Origin of the sequence: Microbispora sp. NPDC046933, from assembly GCF_040644635.1 — a bacterium.
Taxonomy (GTDB): domain Bacteria; phylum Actinomycetota; class Actinomycetes; order Streptosporangiales; family Streptosporangiaceae; genus Microbispora.
This window is the reverse complement of record NZ_JBEYWW010000011.1, coordinates 43,138-61,134: the sequence shown is the minus strand read 5'-3', so window position 1 is coordinate 61,134 and position 17,997 is coordinate 43,138. Positions and strand designations below refer to the sequence as shown.

General features: G+C 71.5%; 13 protein-coding genes. 5 read left to right on the top strand and 8 right to left on the bottom strand.

Annotation, left to right across the window (positions count from 1 at the left end):
• Positions 1-7: 7 nt before the first annotated feature.
• Positions 8-1,177: a zinc-dependent alcohol dehydrogenase gene (locus tag ABZ857_RS16670; protein WP_357043708.1), complete on the top strand. Its 1,170-nt coding sequence runs from the start codon at positions 8-10 to the stop codon at positions 1,175-1,177.
• A gap of 412 nt (positions 1,178-1,589) precedes the next feature.
• Here the strand turns inward: ABZ857_RS16670 and ABZ857_RS16665 are convergent, their stop codons facing one another.
• The 4 genes from ABZ857_RS16665 to ABZ857_RS16650 are packed head-to-tail and all read right to left on the bottom strand — an operon-like array spanning position 1,590 to position 6,822.
• Entirely contained in the window at positions 1,590-3,656 is a 2,067-nt protein-coding gene (locus tag ABZ857_RS16665; RefSeq protein ID WP_357043706.1) for a sugar-binding domain-containing protein, read from the bottom strand.
• Between the two features lie 30 nt (positions 3,657-3,686).
• A complete protein-coding gene (locus ABZ857_RS16660; RefSeq protein ID WP_357043704.1) occupies positions 3,687-4,529 on the bottom strand; it encodes a carbohydrate ABC transporter permease in 843 nt (280 codons plus the stop codon).
• Positions 4,526-5,452, bottom strand: coding sequence for a sugar ABC transporter permease (locus tag ABZ857_RS16655; RefSeq protein ID WP_357043702.1), 927 nt, complete (start codon positions 5,450-5,452; stop codon positions 4,526-4,528). Before ABZ857_RS16655 ends, ABZ857_RS16660 begins: the two co-directional genes overlap by 4 nt.
• Positions 5,452-6,822, bottom strand: coding sequence for an extracellular solute-binding protein (locus tag ABZ857_RS16650; RefSeq protein ID WP_357043700.1), 1,371 nt, complete (start codon positions 6,820-6,822; stop codon positions 5,452-5,454). The genes ABZ857_RS16655 and ABZ857_RS16650 overlap by 1 nt, the downstream gene beginning before the upstream one ends.
• 137 nt (positions 6,823-6,959) lie before the next feature.
• Between ABZ857_RS16650 and ABZ857_RS16645 the strand changes: the two genes are divergently transcribed.
• Positions 6,960-8,000 (top strand): LacI family DNA-binding transcriptional regulator, encoded by a 1,041-nt coding sequence (locus ABZ857_RS16645; protein ID WP_357043698.1) that lies wholly within the window; start codon positions 6,960-6,962, stop codon positions 7,998-8,000.
• Positions 8,001-8,023: 23 nt separating this feature from the next.
• Here the strand turns inward: ABZ857_RS16645 and ABZ857_RS16640 are convergent, their stop codons facing one another.
• Entirely contained in the window at positions 8,024-9,676 is a 1,653-nt protein-coding gene (locus tag ABZ857_RS16640) for a serine/threonine-protein kinase (protein ID WP_357043696.1), read from the bottom strand.
• 287 nt (positions 9,677-9,963) lie between these two features.
• Here ABZ857_RS16640 and ABZ857_RS16635 point away from each other — a divergent pair, with 287 nt between their 5' ends.
• Positions 9,964-11,109: an SRPBCC family protein gene (locus tag ABZ857_RS16635; RefSeq protein WP_357043694.1), complete on the top strand. Its 1,146-nt coding sequence runs from the start codon at positions 9,964-9,966 to the stop codon at positions 11,107-11,109.
• Between the two features lie 90 nt (positions 11,110-11,199).
• On the opposite strand, the gene ABZ857_RS16630 is transcribed toward ABZ857_RS16635, so the two are convergent.
• Together ABZ857_RS16630 and ABZ857_RS16625 are read right to left on the bottom strand one after the other, a co-directional pair.
• Positions 11,200-11,622 (bottom strand): CBS domain-containing protein, encoded by a 423-nt coding sequence (locus tag ABZ857_RS16630; RefSeq protein WP_357043692.1) that lies wholly within the window; start codon positions 11,620-11,622, stop codon positions 11,200-11,202.
• Between the two features lie 119 nt (positions 11,623-11,741).
• Positions 11,742-12,407 carry a hypothetical protein gene (locus ABZ857_RS16625; protein ID WP_357043690.1) on the bottom strand — a complete coding sequence of 222 codons (666 nt, stop codon included), beginning with the start codon at positions 12,405-12,407 and terminating at the stop codon, positions 11,742-11,744.
• A gap of 385 nt (positions 12,408-12,792) precedes the next feature.
• Between ABZ857_RS16625 and ABZ857_RS16620 the strand changes: the two genes are divergently transcribed.
• Together ABZ857_RS16620 and ABZ857_RS16615 are read left to right on the top strand one after the other, a co-directional pair.
• Positions 12,793-14,313 carry a ricin-type beta-trefoil lectin domain protein gene (locus tag ABZ857_RS16620; protein WP_357043688.1) on the top strand — a complete coding sequence of 507 codons (1,521 nt, stop codon included), beginning with the start codon at positions 12,793-12,795 and terminating at the stop codon, positions 14,311-14,313.
• Between the two features lie 5 nt (positions 14,314-14,318).
• On the top strand, positions 14,319-17,093 hold the full coding sequence (locus ABZ857_RS16615; protein ID WP_357043686.1) for an AbfB domain-containing protein: 2,775 nt from the start codon (positions 14,319-14,321) through the stop codon (positions 17,091-17,093).
• Between the two features lie 93 nt (positions 17,094-17,186).
• Here the strand turns inward: ABZ857_RS16615 and ABZ857_RS16610 are convergent, their stop codons facing one another.
• Complete coding sequence (locus tag ABZ857_RS16610; protein ID WP_357043684.1) at positions 17,187-17,987, bottom strand: helix-turn-helix transcriptional regulator; 801 nt, start codon at positions 17,985-17,987, stop codon at positions 17,187-17,189.
• Positions 17,988-17,997 lie beyond the last annotated feature (10 nt).

The window sequence follows — 17,997 nt, the reverse complement described above, 5'->3', positions numbered from 1 at the left end:
AGTCGCCATGAAGGCCGCCTGCTGGATGGGCCGCGGCAACGTCGAGGTCCGCGAGGTGCCCGACCCGCGGATCCTGAACGGCCACGACGCGATCGTGCGGGTCACCTCGACCGCCGTCTGCGGCTCCGACCTGCACCTGTACGACGGCTTCGTCCCGACCATGAAGAAGGGCGACATCCTCGGCCACGAGTTCATGGGCGAGGTCGTGGAGGTGGGCCCCGACGTGCGGAACCTCCGCGTCGGCGACCGCGTGGTCGTCCCGTTCACGATCGCCTGCGGCCGCTGCGCCGCCTGCGGGCTCGGCCTCTACTCCGTGTGCGAGAACTCCAATCCGAACGCCGGCCTCGCGGAGAAGTTCCTGGGCCACTCCCCGGCCGGCGCCTTCGGCCACTCCCACATGCTGGGCGGCTACCCCGGCGGCCAGGCGGAGTACGTCCGCGTGCCGTTCGCGGACGTCGGCCCGATCACGATCGAGGACGGGCTGGCGGACGAGCAGGTGCTGTTCCTGTCCGACATCCTGCCCGCCGGGTGGATGGGCGCCGAGATGTGCGACATCAAGCCCGGCGACGTCGTCGCCGTGTGGGGGGCCGGCCCGGTCGGCCAGTTCGCGGTGGCCGGCGCCTACCTCATGGGTGCGGAGCAGGTCGTCTGCATCGACCGCTTCGCCTACCGCCTGCGGATCGCCGAGCGCGCGGGCGCGACGACCCTCGACTACGAGGAGGTCGACGTCAGGGACGCCCTGCTCGACCTGACCGCGGGCCGCGGCCCGGACGCGTGCGTCGACGCCGTCGGCATGGAGGCCCACTACGCCAACCCGGCGCTGTACGCCTACGACCGCACCAAGCAGGCGACCCGCCTGGAGAGCGACCGGCCGTACGCCCTGCGCGAGGCCGTCATGAACTGCAGGAACGGCGGGATCGTGGCGGTGATCGGGCTCTACACCGGCTTCCTCGACAAGTTCCCGATGGGCGCGGTCATGAACCGGTCGCTGACGCTGAAGGCCGGCCAGTGCCACGTGCAGCGCTACCTGAAGCCGCTGCTCGCGCTGATCCGCGAGGGCGACATCGACCCGAGCTTCGTGATCACCCACCGTCTGCCGCTCGGCGAGGCCCCGCGCGGCTACCAGCTGTTCAGGGACAAGCAGGACGGGTGCAACAAGGTCGTCCTGACGCCGTGACCGGCCCGCGCCGTCGTTGACGAGCTGCTGCGCCCCGATCCGGGCGTGTCGGTCACGCTCGCCTACACGCGCCGGGCCCCCGAGAGGCACCCGAGGCCGGCCGCCTCACCGCCGCCGATCTCGGCCCGTACGGCGAGGCCGACTGCTACGTGTGCGGCCCCACCGGCTTCGTGGAGGCCGCGGCGGCGCTCCTGGTGGGGCTCGGCCACGACCCCGCCCGCATCAGAACCGAACGTTTCGCCCCCACGGGAGACTGACATGCAGGCCGACCACCTCGACGGGAACGCCCTGGCCGCTGGGCGGCACGAGCCCGGGCGGCGCGGTCTCCGCGGAAGAGGGTGGAGAACCCGGCGCGGACCGATGACGATCGGGCCGGCAGCCGGAGTCGCCCGGCTGCCGGCTCACCCGCAGGTCAGGGGCGGGCCTGTGCGTCGTCTCCGATGACCAAGGCGGTGTGGGTGTCCACGTCCAGGGCGGAGCGGGCGACGACGCCCCCATCGCCGGCCAGGGCGATGTGCAGCCGTCCGCTGGTCCAGCCGTCCGGAAGCACGGCGCGGACCTCGGTGGGCGCGCCGAGCAGGAACGGCTTCGCCTCCACGGCGGGGCCCGGCTCCCAGGAACCCGTGGGCGCGGCGCCCTCGGGGGCGGGACCGAAGACCGGGGTCCAGGCGGTGTGCAGGCGGCCTGTCACGGGCTCGGCTCCGTGGTGGGAGACCCGTACGCCGACGGCGACCTCGCGCGACGTGCTGAGCAGGTCGCGGCCGGGCGCGACCGGGACGACGTCGAGCACGAGCGTCGTGGCGGCGTTGACATGGGCCGGGTTCACACCGGCCAGATCCTTGGGGCGGCGTTCGAAGTCGAGCAGTCCGGCCGACTCGTGCTCGATGTCGTACAGCTCCGTGTAGACGTACCCGGCCAGCCGGTCGTGGCGGCGCATCTCCTGGGTCTGCCAGCGCAGATGCCAGGCGCGTTCCACCGAGGTGAAGCCGCCGCCGTACTCGCTGTTCAGGTTGGGCAGCCCGCGCAGGGGCTGGGACGGCGTGCCGGCGAGCTTCTTGCGTACGACGAAGTCGGGGCCGAGCCGCACGGGGAAGTCGTCCTGCTCGCCGTCGAGGAGCGCGGCCACGGTCCTGCCCCAGGACGCGGCGGACTCGTCGTAGTAGTGCCAGTCGAGCAGATCGGTCCTGACGTGGGTCCAGCCGGAGTTGTCCACGGCGGGCCGGGTCGGGTCGAGGGCCTTGAGCAGGTCGTACGCCCGCGCGGCCGCCTGCTGCTTGGCGGGGTCGCCGGGGATGTCCCAGTCCAGGCCCCACTCCTCGTTGTACAGGCCCCAGATGACGATCGCCGGGGAGTTGCCGTCACGCTCGACCATGGGAGCGATCTGCTCCTCGAAAGCGGCCACGGACTCGGGCGAGAAGCGCCCGGTGGCGGCGGGTTCGGCCCAGACCAGCATGCCGAGGGTGTCGGCGTGGTGGACGAAGCGGGGATCCTCCAGCTTGAGATGCTTGCGCACCAGGTTGTACCCCGCGGCGGCGGCGAGTTCGATGTCGCGGCGCAGTGCGGCGTCGTCCGGGGCCGTGATGCCGGTGCGCGGCCAGTAACCCTGGTCGAGCACGCCGCGGACGAACAACCGGCGGCCGTTGAGGTACAGGTCCTCCCCCACCACGTCGATCGTGCGCAGCCCGGTGTATCCGGCGACCCGGTCGACGCCGGAGGGCGAGACCAGTTCGGCGTCCACGTGGTAGAGGTGCGGGTCGTCCGGCGACCACAGCCGCGGCTCCTCGATCGGCAGTTCCACACGTACGGGCCCGTGGCCGACCGGCACCTCGATCGACGTGCCGCACCCGCGCACCGACAGCCGCAGCACGGTCTCCGCCGCCGGGCCCTCGACGTGGCCCCCGATGTGGGCCTCGGCCACGATGCCGGTCAGGCCGTCGGCGGGGCGCAGCTTCAGCGCGGCCAGGTGCGTGGCCGGCCGCGCCTCCATCCAGACGCTCTGCCAGATGCCCGACGAGGGGGTGAAGCACACGCCGTCGAAGTCGTCTCGGGGGATGCTGCGCTGCTTGCCGTGCGCGATGTCCCGCTTGTCGAGCGGCGCGGCGACCCGCACCACGATCTCCTGCTCGCCCTCGCGCAGCGCCTCGGTGATGTCGGCCTCGAACGGCGTGTAGCCGCCGCGGTGCGCGGCCACCTCGACGCCGTTGACCCACACGGTGGCCTCATGGTGCACGGCGCCGAAGTGAAGCACGACCCGCTGCCCCGCCCAGGCGACGGGCACGGCGGCGCGGCGGCGATACCAGGCCACGGGCAGCCAGTGGGCCTCGATGCCGGAGGCGGGGGTCTCCCAGGCGAAGGGCACGGTGATGGTCCGATTCCAGCCCTGCTCGGTGTCGGCCCGGAAGTCCCACTCGCCGTTGAGGCTCGACCAGGAGTGCGATCGGTCGAAGTGGGGCCGGGGGTATTCCGCGCGCGGGGTCATGGTGCTCCGTTTCATGAGAGATGTGCCTGGTCAGCCTTTGACGCTGCCGGCGAGGATGCCGTTGATGAAGTGGCGCTGGAGGAGGACGAAGATCACCAGGAGCGGCAGCATGGCGATGCTGCCCGCGGCGAGCAACTCGCCCCAGACGGTGGCGAAGTCCGCGCCGATCCGGTTGCCGGTGACGTTCTGCGCCAGGGTGGACAGCACCACCTGGAGCGTCTGGTGCGAGGTGTCGTTGACGGCGACGACCGGCCAGACGAAGTCGTTGTAGATGTTCATCGTGGTCAGCACGGCCAGCGCGGCCAGCCCGGGGCGGATCACCGGGAGCACGACCCTGGCGAAGACGCCGAACTCGCTCGCGCCGTCCACGCGCCCCGCGTCGATCAGTTCGTCGGGGATGGCGGCGATGGTCTGGCGCATCCAGAAGATGCTGAACGCGTCGATGCTGCCCGGCAGGATCAGCGCCTGGTAGGTGTTGACCCAGCCGAGGGCGCTCATCTCCAGCAGCAGCGGGATGATCAGCACCAGGGTCGGCAGCATGAGGGTGAGCAACACGACCCCGAACAGCAGGTTCTTGCCGGGGAAGGCGTACTTGGCGAAGGCGTATCCGGCCAGCGGGCAGAAGAACATCGTCATCGCGCCCTTGACCACCAGCACCAGCGCGGTGTTCGCGAAACCGGTGCCGATCGGCACGTCGGCGAACATCGCCCTGTAGTTGTCCAGCGTCACAGGCCCCACTGAGAGGGGGTCGGTGATGATCTCGGCGGCCGGCTTGAGCGACGAGCTGACCGCCCACCAGATCGGATAGAGGAACGCCACGGCGAGCAGCGCCAGCAGGGCGTACTGCACCGGGCCCGGCCTGGTCTGGTTCATGACACCTCGTCTTTCGGGCGCAGCAGCCGGACCGCGCCCAGGGAGAGCCCGAAGACCAGCAGCACCAGCAGGAACGAGTTCGCGGCGCCGGTGCCCAGGTCGGAGGCGGTGATGTGGTCGTAGAGGTAGAGCCCGGCGGTGGTGGTCGAGCCGTACGGGCCGCCTTCGGTGACCACGAAGGGCTCGGCGAACATCTGGAACACGGCGAGGGTCTGCACGACCACGAGGAAGGCCATGCTCCGGCGCACCAGCGGGACGGTCAGCGACCAGAACTGCCGCCGACGAGAGGCCCCGTCGAGCGCGGCGGCCTCGTACACGGTGTTCGGCACGGCCTGCAGCCCGGCCAGCAGGATGATGATCGCGAATCCGGTCGTCTTCCACAGGAACAGCAGCGCCAGCGTCGGCTTGGACCACGCCGTCGAGGTCAGCCACCCCACCCCGGGCAGGCCCACGAGGTCGAGCAGGTGGTTGACCAGGCCGTAGTCCTGGTCGAACACGACGATCCAGACCTGTGCCATGGCCACCAGCGGGGTCACGAACGGCGCGAGGAAGGCCACTCTGAACAGGCCGCGCAAGCGCAGCTTCGCGTTGGCCAGCAGCACCGCGCCGGCGAGCCCGGCCACGATCTGGATCGGCACGATGAGCAGCCACATCACCGCGCTGTTGCCGAGCGAGGCCCAGAACTCCGGGCTGGTCAGCAGGTAGGCGTAGTTGCCCAGGCCGACCCAGGTGGCCTCGCCGGCGCCGTGCCAGCGGGTGAAGCTGAGCTGCAGCGCGAAGACGAGCGGATAGATCCCGAAGGCGGCGAAGACCAGGAAGAACGGGGCGACGAACAGGTACGGCGACAGCCGGGTGCCGCGACGCGGCCCCGGCCGCGCGCCGGCGGCCCGCCCGGACCTCGCCGTCGTGGTGAGAGCCGACATCAGGAGCGGTCAATCAGGTTGCGCTGGATCTTCGCGGCCGATTCGCCGATCACGTCGTCGGGCGACATCGCGCCGTCCATCAGGCGCTGCAGGTTGTCGCCCAGATAGTCCACCGACTTGGCCCACCAGGCCGGGATCGGCGCCGCGGCCGGGATGGTGGCGGCGGCCTCGGCGGCGACCTTCCACAGGTCCTGACCGCCCAGGGCCTCGATCGGCTGGAACAGCGGCTTGGCGGGGTCGAGCGCGGGAGTGAAACTCGGGACCGAGGTCGACAGGCCGCCGGGGTACACGCTGCTCGGGCCGTACAGCGCCGTGTATCCGGGCTCCTTGAAGCACAGGAACTCGTACAGCAGCCAGGCCAGCTCCGGGTTCCTGGCCTTGGCCGGGATGACGAAGCTGCTGCCGCCCATGGCGCCGCTCCGCGCGCCGCCCGGCGTCCAGGCCGGGAGGGGAGCCGCCCGCCACTTGCCCTTGGTGGCCTTGAGAAGCTGCTGCGGCGCGAAGGACCACCAGATCGCCCACGGCACGAACACCTGCTGGCCGCCGTCGAGCGTGTTGACGTCGGCGGGCTCCAGGTAGGGCGCCCGGGTGGCGAGCCCGTCCTTGACCGCGGTCTGGATCCAGGTGAAGATCCGCCGGTACTCCGCCGAGTCCAGCCGCAGCCTGCCCTGTGCGTCGGTGAGGCTGGTGCCCTGCTGGTTGGCCAGCATCTCCAGCCACAGCTGGCCGAGGAACGGGCTCTTGTCCAGGTGGATGGGTTTGGTCTTCGGGAACCTGTCCCGGACCGTCCTGGCCGCGGTCAGCAGGTCGTCGTAGGTCGCCAGCCCGGCGGGATCGACCCCTGCCTCCTGCAGGATGTCCTCCCGGTACCACAGCAGCCCCGGGTCGAGATCCCAGGGCACGCCGTAGATCTTGCCCGCCACGGTGTTCACCGACAGCTTGTACGGCGCGATCTGGTCCCGGTACGGCGCGATCAGGTCGGAGAGATCGTAGAGGTGCTCGGCCTGCCCGCCGATCTTGGCGTCGTCCCAGAAGCTGCCGTCGGGCACGTCCGTGCCGCTGATCAGCGTGTTGGCCAGCTTGGCGTCGATGTCCACGGCCATGTGGTTGACCTTGACGCCCGGGTAGGCCTCGCGGAACCTGCCGATCGCCGCGTCGAACACCTTGAACAGGTCGCCGGACCGGTTCCAGACGGTGATCTCGCCCTTGGCCGCAGCCGCGGAGGCGGAGGGCTTGGCCAGCTTGCTCGGCGCCGCCGCGCCGCCCGTGCCGGGAGCGCAGGCGGTCAGCGCGCCGCCCGCGGCGGCGAGGGCTCCGACGCCGAGGGCTCCTTTGAGAAACCCGCGGCGATTCATGGGGGATGGGGTCATCTAAGTACTCCTCGCCGTCCGGGAAAAGACGTTGTGAGGGCTCTGCAACGATGCAGACATAGTGCATGCTTGTCTGCAACGATGCAAGCGCCGGTTAGGATCTTCCCAACCCCAGCAGCCGGAGGTATAGGAGACGCATGGCCGGTCCAACGCTGCGTGATGTCGCCAAGCGGGCGAACGTGTCCATCCGCACGGTGTCCAACGTGGTCAACGGGTACGCACCGGTGTCGGACGAGTTGCGCGCTCGCGTGCAGGCCGCGCTGGACGAGCTCGACTACCGCCCCAACCTCATCGCCCGCAACCTCAAGCAGGGCCGCAGCGGGATGATCGCCCTGGTCGTGCCCGAGCTGGACGTCCCCTACTTCGCGGAGCTGGCCCGCGAGGTGATCACCGCCGCCCGCGCCCGCGGCTACGTGGTGATGGTCGACCAGACCGACGGCGACGGCGAGCGCGAGCGCGAGCTGCTGGGCCGGGACTCGCGGGCCACGATGTTCGACGGGCTACTGCTGAGCCCGCTGAGCGTCTCGGCCGAGGAGCTGCGGGCCCGGGGCAACAGGGTCCCGATCGTGCTGCTGGGCGAGCACATCTTCAACGGCAGCTTCCACCACGTGGCCATCGACAACGTGGCCGCCGCCCGGGAGGCGACCGCGCATCTGCTGAGCCTCGGCCGGCGTCGCGTCGCCGCCATCGGCGACCAGCCGTACGCGACCGGCGAGACGGCGCAGCTTCGCACCAGCGGCTACCGCCAGGCGCACGCCCGGGAGGGACTGGAGGTGGACGAGCGGCTCATCGTTCCGACTCCGCGCTTCCACCGCCGCCAGGGCGCCGCGGCCATGGAGCAGCTGCTCGCCCTGCCCGAGCCGCCCGACGCCGTGTTCTGCTACAACGACCTGCTCGCCCTCGGCGCGATGCGGGCGCTGACCCGGGCGGGGTTGCGCATCCCCGACGACGTCGCCGTGGTCGGCATGGACGACATCGAGGAAGGTCAGTACAGCACCCCCAGTCTCACCACCATCGCCCCCGACAAGAAGGAGATCGCGCGCACGGCGGTGGACGTCCTCATGGAGTCGATCGGCGGGGCGGCCCGCCCACCCGCCGAAATCATGGTGCCGCACCGCCTGATCGTCCGGGAGAGCACGACCGGCCAGGTGCCCGCGTCGCCCGCGATCCCGTCCTGAGCGGCCCGGCGCCGGCGAAGAGGTCACCGGTAGGCGTAGCAGTAGTTCGACTTGCCCTTGAACCGGTGGAAGGCCTTCGGGTCGTGGAAGCGCCAGCGGCACCCCGCGTCGCGCCGGCTCTGGCCGAGGTACATGGTGTCGCCCTTGCGCTTGACGCAGTACGCGCCGGGCGTGGGCGTCTCGCGGTACTCGACCCACTCCCAGCCGAGCGTCACGCAGTACTCCGTGAAGTGTCCGGGCCCCAGCTCCACGAGCCGCTCGGCCGGCGTGGGCGAGGGCTCCGCCGGTTTCGCGGCCGGAGAGTCGGCGGGGACCGGCGCGGTCGTCTTCGAGCGGCGGACGGTCGGCCGTGCGGTGACCGTCCTCGTCGGGGCCGGTCGCGTGGTGTCCGGCCTGGCCGTGGAGTGTCCCACGCGCGGCCGGTGCGAGGAGGCCGGCGACGCGGACCGCGAGGCGCCGGTGGGCGACGGGGCCGGGGACGGAGACGAGCCGCCGCCGGTGTCCGCCGAGCCTGCCGAGCCTGCCGGGCCCGTGCCGACCGCCGCCGCCCGCTCCGTCTCGGAGCCGCCGGCCGCCGATGACCAGGGCAGAGACGGCCGGTTCAGGAAAGGCAGGTGCAGGGACGGCAGCAGCGCGACGGCGGCGGCCGCGGTGGCCGCCACCGCCACGACCACGGCGGCGATGGCGGCCCGGACCCGCCTGCGCCGGCCGCCGCCCGGCACGGTGACCGGCCCGGACGACCCCGGCGGCCCCACGGAGGAGCCGGAAGCCGCGAGCGGCCCGGACATGTCATGCGGGGCCGGCGCGCCCGGCCCGGCGGAGACGTCCGGCACATCCGGCGCGGCGGGTACGGCCGGCGCGGCCTGCGGGTCGTGGCGCGGGCGCACGAGGCGGTCGAGGATCTCCCGCGCGGCCGGCCGACGTCCCGGGTCCTTGGCGAGACAGGCCGCGAGCAGGTCGCGCAGCCGCGCCTCGATCCCCTCCAGGTCGGGCTCCTGGTTGAGGATCCTGTTGATGATGGCGGGGATGACGTCGGCGCCGAACGGCGGGCGGCCCGTGGCGGCGAACGCGATGGTGGACGCCCAGGCGAACACGTCCAGGGCGAAGCCGAGCTCACCGGCCGCGAGCTGCTCGGGCGCCATGTAGGCGGGCGTCCCGACGATCTGGCTGGTCATCGTGCCCGTGGCGGTGAGGGCGCGGGCGATCCCGAAGTCGATGACGCGCGGCCCGTCCGGTCCGATCAGCACGTTCTGCGGTTTGAAGTCCCGGTGGACGACCCCGGCGTCGTGCAGCGCGACCAGCGCCGTGGCCGTGCCGATGGCGAGCCGTTCGAGCGCGCCGCCCGCCAACGGCCCCCGCTCGGCCACCACCTGGTTCAGCGAAGGCCCCTGGACGTACTCGCTCACGATGTACGGCCGGCTGCCGTCCATGCCGGACTCCAGCACCTGGGCCGTACAGAACCGGGCGACCCTGCGGGCGAGCTCCGCCTCGCGGGTGAAGTCGGCGCGGGCCGCGGCGTCCTGGCCGAGCCGCGCGTGGAAGAGCTTGACCGCGACGAGGTCGCCGGACTCCGCCTCGCCGAGGTAGACGACGCCCTGCCCTCCCTCGCCGATCCTGCCGGTGATGCGGTAGGAGCCCAGGCGTGCGGGATCGCTCGGCTCCAGCGGCTGCGGCATGACTCTCCGGTGGGTCGGGGGCACGTGCGAGACTCCCAGTATCCCGCCGAAGATCGCCCACAGGGCCCGGTTCAACGAAGATCAGGCGAGCGGTCCGCCGAGGGCCTATGCCGGAACGAGCCCGGTTTCCGCCTTTCGTCCAGACCTGGTGAGCTTCGCTGTCGACTGGGTAGGGCGGTGGCGAACGACGGCGAACGGGCGAACAAGGGGGAGTCGCCATGGTCGTCAGCACTCGTCCAAGGCAGGACCGGTCCCAGAACGTCATCGTGGTCCGGCAGGCGCCATCGATGTCCCGTACGATCTCCGCGGCAGGGCTCGGCGCCGTCGGCGGGATGGTCACCGAGTACCTGTTCGACCCCGAGCTCGGCCGGACCCGCCGTGCTCGGGTCCGCGACAAGGGCGTCCACCTGACGCACGAATTCAGAAACGCCACCAGAGCCGTGGTCTGCGACGTCGTCAACCGGAGCCGGGGTGTCGTCAAGAGCATCCGCTACCGCACCGGCGGACGGAACGTCGACGACGAGGTTCTCCATGAGCGTGTGCGCGCCGAACTGGGCCGTTACGTCCGCCACCCGCACGCGGTGGAAGTCCGCGTCGAGAGCGGCCGGGTGACCCTCACCGGTGACCTGCTCGAGAAGGAGAGCCGGCGGGCGTGCCGGGCGGTGGCGTCCATACCCGGCGTCAGGACCGTGAACGCGAACTGGACCACCCACCGCGATGCCACGGGAGTGCCCCGGTTGCAGGGAGAAGGCGGGCCGCGGAGACCGGTGCCCGAACTCCTCCAGCAGCGGTGGTCGCCGACCTCCAGGTTCCTCACCGGCCTGGCCGCCGCACTCGTCTGGTCGCTGTCCGGACGGCTGCCCCGGCCGCTCGGCTACCTGCTGCGCGGCGGCAGTGCCGTACTGGCGCTCCGCGCCGCGACGAACCTGCCGCTGAGGCGTCTCACCGGGATCGGAGCGGGGCGTCGCGCGATCGACATCCAGAACGCGATCACGGTGAACGCGCCGCCCCAGGAGGTCTGGCCGCTGCTGAGCGACTACAGCCTCTTCACCCGCTTGATGCCCGACGTGCTGGAGGTACGACGCTCCGCCGATGGCCTGCGATCCCACTGGTCGGTCGCGGGCCCCGCCGGGGTGCCCATCCGTTTCGAGGCCGTGGAGACGATGCGGGAAGAGGGCCGGAGGATCGCCTGGAAGACCGTCGAAGGGCAACTGATCGCCCACACCGGCACGCTCGACCTGACCCCGGAGAACACCGGCCGGAGCCGTATCCAGGTCCAGCTCACCTACAACCCGGTGTTCGGCGCGGTCGGTCACGCGATGGCGGTGCTCTTCGGCGCCGATCCCGCACACAAGCTGCAGGAGGACCTGCTGCGACTGAAGTCGGTCATCGAGGCGGGCAGGTCACCGGTCGGCGCCGGCCCGCGCGCGTGAGCCCCGTGCCGACAGCCGGCGGTATCCCGTCACGTGGTCGATCATCTCGGCACCACCGCACCGTTCGAGGACCCCATGGTCATGAGGGGCTCAGATGTTGGGCGGAGCGGCGCTGATATCCGAGAGCGCCGAGGACGGATCTCCCTCCAGTGCCAGGTCACCGAGCGAGACGACGCCCACGGGCCGCCCCTCCTCGACGACTGGGATCCGGCGAATCGCCTTACGGCGCATGAGGTTCAAAGCCTGGGTGGCGTCCTGGTCAGGGGTTACGGTGGCCAGGCCGGAACTGCTGCAGCACGCGCCCACGGGCGTTTCGGTCAGGTCGCGGGACTCCGCGACCGCGCGGACCACGATGTCCCGGTCGGTCATCACACCGTAAAGCCGGTCATCTTCTGTGACCAGTACGTCCCCGATGTTGTGCTCGCGCATGAGCCTGGCCGCTTGCACGACGCTGGCATCTCTCGGGACGGTGACCGGGGCAGGGGTCATCACTTCGCGCACCAGCTGTGACATCTTCCGCCCTCCTGCTCATCGCCTGCCTGCCACGCATCGGCCGGGCCTGACCGCCCGACCGGCCTCTTCAGCCCCTGTGGACCGCCCGGCAGGGCATTGCGGCCTCGCCCACCGGTGTCTCACTGGTGGACGAGGGCGCGGATCTCCTCGTGGCGCCGATCGAGGTCGACCTGGGCGAGCGCGCCGACCAGCCACGCGAAGCGCTCCGACTCCTCGGACTTGGCCAGTTCGGCCAAGTCTTCGACGGTGCGGGCCAGTCCGAGCTTGCGGGACGCGCTCAGCGCGCGCCGATCGGCGAACGGCCCCACCTCGGACCACACCACCTGCGCTTCGCGGAAGAACAAATCCACAACTTGATCGTCCACGCCCGGCAACCGCTTGAGCAACTCCCGCTCCCGCCCGGGATCGCGGTGTGCCTCGGTCCGCAGCCGGCGCAGGTCCCCGCTGTGGCGATCCGCCACGACCCTGCCCAGCTCCCCGAGGACGTCCGCGAGCTGTTTGGCCGTCCGGCGGTGCCCTGCCCGCGCCAGCGCCTCGGCCCGCTGCCCGTACGACGAGGCCGCGAGCTTCTGCGCGGTGGTCCAGCCACGGTCGCGCAGCTGCTGGGCGGCTGCGACCGCTGTGTGGTAATCGGTGCTGCGGCGGAGCAGAACCGACAGACAGAGCAGCTGAAACAGGCTTCCGGGGTTGTTGGTCACCCCGAACCCGTGCGGTTCGGCGAAGCCGCGCCCCACCTCGCGCAGCAGTCCCCGGACCAGACGACGCTTCTCTTCGATGTTCATCATGGTGCCCACCGCCTCGCCGAGGCGTTGTTCGCCCTAACCGGTTCACAGAACGATCACGTCGTTCCGGATCTGGGCCGGCAACGGGCGCAACGCTCTGTGCTACGCCTACCCCGCGCCCCCGCTTCGTACCCGTCACCCAGCCTGGCGGGGGCGCGACGTTCTTCCGGGGCGCGTCGCCTTCGGCCGCGTGGAAACGCTCTCCCACTCAGGCCCGTGGCCCGCGATCGGGTGGCGGGCGACCGCCCGCGCCCTTTCACTTCGCTATAGCGAAGATCAAAGACGGGATATGTTCGGAAATGTTGGGTCTTGACGGACGGCCACACCACTGTAAAGGTTCTTTTCAGAGAGCGCTCTCACGTCTCTTCCACCCCCCAGAAGGACTGCCGTGAGACTCACCGTGCTGACCGGCGCGGCGGTGTTCGCCGTCGCGCTCGCCTTCCCCTCCGTGTCCGCGCACGCCGCCCCCTCCCCCGTCCCCCGGCCTGATCCCGGCGCGTCGGCGGCGACGATGCAGCAGGCGCTGCAACGCGACCTGCACCTGACCCCCGAGCAGGCGCGGGTCCGCCAGACACACGAAGCCGCGGCGGCGGCCGTCGAGCGACGCGTCCGCGACGATCTCGGCGACCGCTTCGCCGGCGCCTGGTACGACCCCGCGCGGCAGCGCCTGGCCGCCGGAGTCCTGGACGCGGGCGATGCCGAGCGGGTGCGCGAGGCGGGCGCGGTGCCCGTCTCCGTGAAGCGCAGCGACAGGCAGTTGAACGCCGTCAAGGCGGCGCTCGACCGCGCCGCGGGCAGTGCCGGCACCGGCGTCTACGGCTGGTACGTCGACCCGGCCGCCAACGCGGTCGTCGTGTCGGCCGCCGACCAGGCCACGGCGGCGGGATTCGTGCAGGCGGCGTCCGCCGACGCCACGGCGACGCGGATCTCCGTCGCTCAGGCCCCCCGCCTCGTCTACGACATCCGGGGCGGCGACCAGTACGTCATCAACGGCAACGTGCTGTGCTCCGTCGGCTTCTCGGTGAACAACGGCGGTTTCGTCACCGCCGGGCACTGCGGGCGCGCCGGCAATCCGACGCTGGGATACAACAACGTCGCCCAGGGCGCCTTCGCCGCCTCGTCGTTCCCCGGCGACGACTACGCCTGGGTGCGTACCAACGGCGACTGGACGCCGCGCCCCTGGGTCAACAACTACGGCGGCGGCACCGTCGCGGTGGCCGGCTCCCAGGAGGCCCCCATCGGGGCGTCGATCTGCCGCTCCGGGCGCACCACCGGCTGGCGCTGCGGGGTCGTCCAGGCCAAGAACGTGACCGTGAACTACTCCGGCTCGCTGGTCTACGGGCTCACCCAGACCAGCGCCTGCGCCGAGGGAGGCGACTCGGGCGGCGCGTACATGTCCGGCGACCAGGCCCAGGGCGTCACCTCCGGCGCCGCGGGGAACTGCTCCACCGGCGGCACCACCTTCTTCCAGCCGGTCAACGAGATCCTCGGCGCGTACGGCCTGAGCCTGACCACCACGGGCGGCGACACCAGCGCGCTGATCAGTGCTCTCAACAACAAGTGCATCGACGTGCCGGGCGCCGACTTCAGAGACGGCGCGCCGCTGCAGATGTACACCTGCAACGGCACCATCGCCCAGAGGTGGACGTTCACCGGCGGCACCCTGCGCACGCAGAACAACCTGTGCATGGACGTCGCCTGGGGGTCCAGGGACAACGGCGCCGTGATCCAGATCGCGACCTGCAGCGGCAACCCCGCCCAGCAGTTCGTGCTCAGCGCGGCCGGTGACCTGGTCAACCCGCAGTCCAACAAGTGCGTCGACATCGACGGCTGGAACCAGAACGACGGCGCACGGCTGATCCAGTGGGAGTGCCACGGCGGCGCCAACCAGAAGTGGCGGCGGGGCTGATGCCGGTGATCCGACCTCGCCGGATTCTCGCCGCCGCGACCACCCTCCTGCTCACGGCGGCCTGCCTGATCCTCGCCGCGCCCGCCGCGCCCGCCGCGTTCGCCGCCGTCTGGCAGCCGAAGACGCCGCCCCTGTCCACGCCCTGGACCGCCCAGGTGTCCCCCGCCAACGCCCTGCCCGACTATCCGCGTCCCCAGCTCGTCCGGCCCGACTGGCTCAACCTCAACGGCGTGTGGGAGTTCGCCGGCGCGCCGAACCTCGACTCGCCCCCGGTCGGCCGGACGCTGCCGGAGGGCGTGCTCGTGCCGTACCCGATCGAGTCCGCCCTGTCGGGGATCAAGCGCCATGAGGACACCATGTTCTACCGGCGCGCCTTCACCGTCCCGTCCGGCTGGGCCGGGCGCCGGGTGATGCTCAACTTCGGGGCGGTCACCTGGGAGACACGCGTGTGGGTGAACGGCGTCCAGGTCGGCCGGCACACCGGCGGCTACGACGCCTTCTCCTTCGACATCACCTCCGCCCTGCGGCCGGGGGACAACGAACTGATCGTCGGGGTGTCCTCGCCGATCGACGGCAGCACGTTCCCCATCGGCAAGCAGCGCCGTAACCCGAGCGGCATCTGGTACACCGCGTCGTCGGGCATCTGGCAGACGGTCTGGCTCGAACCGGTGAACGCCGCGCACGTCACCCGGCTCGACACCACGCCCGACGTGTCCGCCGGGGTCCTGGACCTCGTCGTGCGGGGCACCGGCGACCAGGCCAGGGCCGAGGTGCTCAGCGGCGGCACGGTCGTCGGCTCGGCCACCGGCGCGGTCGGCGCGCACATCCGCGTCCCCGTCCCCAACGCCCGCCTCTGGTCGCCCGACGACCCGTTCCTGTACGACCTGCGCGTCACGCTCACGGGGAACGGCGGCGGCGACGTCGTGACCGGCTACTTCGGCATGCGGTCGATCGGCAAGGCGGTCGTCGGCGGCGTGCTGCGCCCGGTGCTCAACGGGAAGTTCACGTTCCATCTCGGCACCCTCGACCAGGGGTACTGGCCGGACGGGATCTACACCGCGCCCACGGACGAGGCGCTGCGCTTCGACCTGGAGCGGCAGAAGGCCCTGGGCTTCACCATGGTCCGCAAGCACATCAAGGTCGAGCCCGCCCGCTGGTACTACTGGGCCGACAAACTGGGCCTGATGGTGTGGCAGGACATGCCCTCGCTCGACGCGGTGGACGACACGCCCGAGCGCAGCCACGCCAACTACGAGTCCGAGCTGCGCCGGATCGTCGAGCAGCTCAAGGGCATCACGTCGATCGTGATGTGGATCCCGTTCAACGAGGGCTGGGGCGAGTACGACAACCAGCGCATCGTCGACCTGGTCCGGTCCGCCGACTCGACCAGGCTGATCAACCACGACTCCGGGTCGAACTGCTGCGTCTCCGACCCGGAGCCGACGAACGGCGACGTGATCGACGACCATTGGTATCAGGTCCCCGGCGAGACCGACACCCGGCTTCCCTCGGCCACCCGCATCGCCGTGCTCGGCGAGTTCGGCGGCCTCGGCAGGCGCGTCCAGGGCCACGAGTACCAGCCCGGCGCCGGGTTCGCCTACGGCGACCTGTACCCCGACGAAGGGTCGCTGACCAACCGGTACGTCGAGGTCACCAGGCAGGTGGAACGGCTCGTGCACACCCGCGGGCTGTCCGCCTCGGTCTACACCGAGCCGTACGACGTGGAGAACGAGGTCAACGGGTTCTACACGTACGACCGCCGGGTGCCGAAGATGACCGAGTCGCGTGTGCGGGAGGCCAACCGGCACCTGCTGGCGGTCGCGGCGGGCGCCGACGTCCCCCGGGGCGAGCCGGTGTCGCTGCGGGTGACCACGCCCGGCTACACCGGCCGCCACCTGCGTCACCAGGACGGGCTCGCGCGCACCGACGTGATCGACGGCGGGAGCGCCGACCTGGCCAAGCAGGACGCGACGTTCTGGACGCGGCCGGGCCTGGCCGACTCCTCCTGCGTGTCGTTCGAGTCGCGCAACTTCCCGGGCGAGTATCTGCGCCACTCCGACTACCGGCTGCGCAAGGACCGGCAGGACGGCACGGCCCTGTTCGCGGCCGACGCCACGTTCTGCCCGCGCGAGGGGCAGGGCGGGACCAGGCTGGAGTCCTACAACCTGCGCGGCTACTACGTCCGCCACTACAACGAGCTCGTCTACGTCGCGAAAGAGGGCGGTGCCAACCCGTGGGACGCCGCCGCGAGCTTCGCCGCCGACACCACGTGGGCGGTGACCGTCCCGCTGTGGCGCAGCGGCGCCGACCTGCCGCTCGACCAGGCCCGATCGTTCCGGGTCACCACGCCGGGGTTCAGCGACCGCTACCTGCGGCATCAAAACGGCCTGGCCCGCACCGACGTGGTCACGGCCGGAAGCGACGCCCTGCTGAAGTCGGACGCGACCTTCGTCGTACGGCGCGGCCTGGCCCAGCCGACCTGCTACTCGCTGGAGTCGCGCAACTATCCGGGCCGCTACCTGCGGCATTCCAACTTCCGGGTCCGCCTGGACGCCCCGGACGGCAGCGAACTGTTCCGCCGCGACGCCACCTTCTGCGCGCAGCCCGGCAGCACGTCTGGGAGCGTGCGCCTGGCGTCGCTCAACGAGCTGGGCACGAACGTGAGGCACTACGCCGAGGAGGTCTGGGTCGCCTCCAGCGGCGGCGCGCATCCCTACGACAACCCCGCCTCGTACGCCGAGGACGTGAGCTGGGCCGTCACCGCCGCCTGGGCTCCATAACCGCACAGCTCCAAGACCACACAGGGGAGCCGTCGTGCGGAGGACCTCCGCGCGACGGCTCTCCCGCGTCTTCGGGAAAGCGGGTGCTGCTTCTCACCCGGCCACGGGGGTGTAGACGACCAGGTGCAGATCGGGGTGGTCGGCGGGGGCCAGCCGGTGGTGCTCGAAGCGCACCATGCCCGCGACCGGATGCCTGAAGACCCGCTCGCGGGAGGTGAAGCCCTCGATGTGATGGCTCTGCCAGGCGTCGCGGAACGGTTCGCTGACCCGCAGCAGGCGCTGGACGACCGGCGAGCGGGCCAGGTCACCGAGGCGCGGCCCGGCCTCGGCGCGGAACTCGGCGAGGAACCGGCGGCTGGTGGTGTCCCAGTCGGGCAGCAGGTCGCGGACATAGGGGTCGGTGAAGACCAGCCACAGCAGGTTGCGATCGTCCGGCCCGGCCGTGGCCACGTTCGGATACAGCGCCGTGTAGGCGGCGTTCCACCCGCAGATCGTCCAGTCCGGGGCGATGGCGTAGGCCGGGAAGCCGGCGAGCGCGTCGAGGAGGCGCTGGACGTGCGCGGGCGCGGCATGCGCGGTCGGCTGGGCCGGCCGGCTGGGCCGCGGGGCGTACCCGGCCAGGGAGAGGACATAGGTGTGCTCGGCGGCGGTCAGGCGCAGGGTGCGGGCGAGAGCGTCCAGGACCTGGCGGGAGGGCTGGATGTCGCGGCCCTGCTCCAGCCAGGTGTACCAGGTGGCGCTGACCCCGGAGAGCGTGGCGACCTCCTCACGGCGCAGGCCGCCCCGGCGGCGGGGCCCGGCCGGGGGGAGGCCGACCGCGGTCGGGTCCAGACGTGTGCGCTTCGCCCGCAGGAAGCCGCCCAGTTCCGTCCGCCGCTGCGATGCCGTTCCCATGTGGTCAGGG

Bases quoted from the DNA above. Each gene is read 5' to 3' on its own strand.
- ABZ857_RS16670 (WP_357043708.1), top strand. From the start codon at position 8: ATGAAGGCCGCCTGCTGGATGGGCCGCGGCAACGTCGAGGTCCGCGAG.
- ABZ857_RS16665 (WP_357043706.1), bottom strand. From the start codon at position 3,656: ATGACCCCGCGCGCGGAATACCCCCGGCCCCACTTCGACCGATCGCAC.
- ABZ857_RS16660 (WP_357043704.1), bottom strand. From the start codon at position 4,529: ATGAACCAGACCAGGCCGGGCCCGGTGCAGTACGCCCTGCTGGCGCTG.
- ABZ857_RS16655 (WP_357043702.1), bottom strand. From the start codon at position 5,452: ATGTCGGCTCTCACCACGACGGCGAGGTCCGGGCGGGCCGCCGGCGCG.
- ABZ857_RS16650 (WP_357043700.1), bottom strand. From the start codon at position 6,822: ATGACCCCATCCCCCATGAATCGCCGCGGGTTTCTCAAAGGAGCCCTC.
- ABZ857_RS16645 (WP_357043698.1), top strand. From the start codon at position 6,960: ATGGCCGGTCCAACGCTGCGTGATGTCGCCAAGCGGGCGAACGTGTCC.
- ABZ857_RS16640 (WP_357043696.1), bottom strand. From the start codon at position 9,676: ATGCCGCAGCCGCTGGAGCCGAGCGATCCCGCACGCCTGGGCTCCTAC.
- ABZ857_RS16635 (WP_357043694.1), top strand. From the start codon at position 9,964: ATGTCCCGTACGATCTCCGCGGCAGGGCTCGGCGCCGTCGGCGGGATG.
- ABZ857_RS16630 (WP_357043692.1), bottom strand. From the start codon at position 11,622: ATGTCACAGCTGGTGCGCGAAGTGATGACCCCTGCCCCGGTCACCGTC.
- ABZ857_RS16625 (WP_357043690.1), bottom strand. From the start codon at position 12,407: ATGATGAACATCGAAGAGAAGCGTCGTCTGGTCCGGGGACTGCTGCGC.
- ABZ857_RS16610 (WP_357043684.1), bottom strand. From the start codon at position 17,987: ATGGGAACGGCATCGCAGCGGCGGACGGAACTGGGCGGCTTCCTGCGG.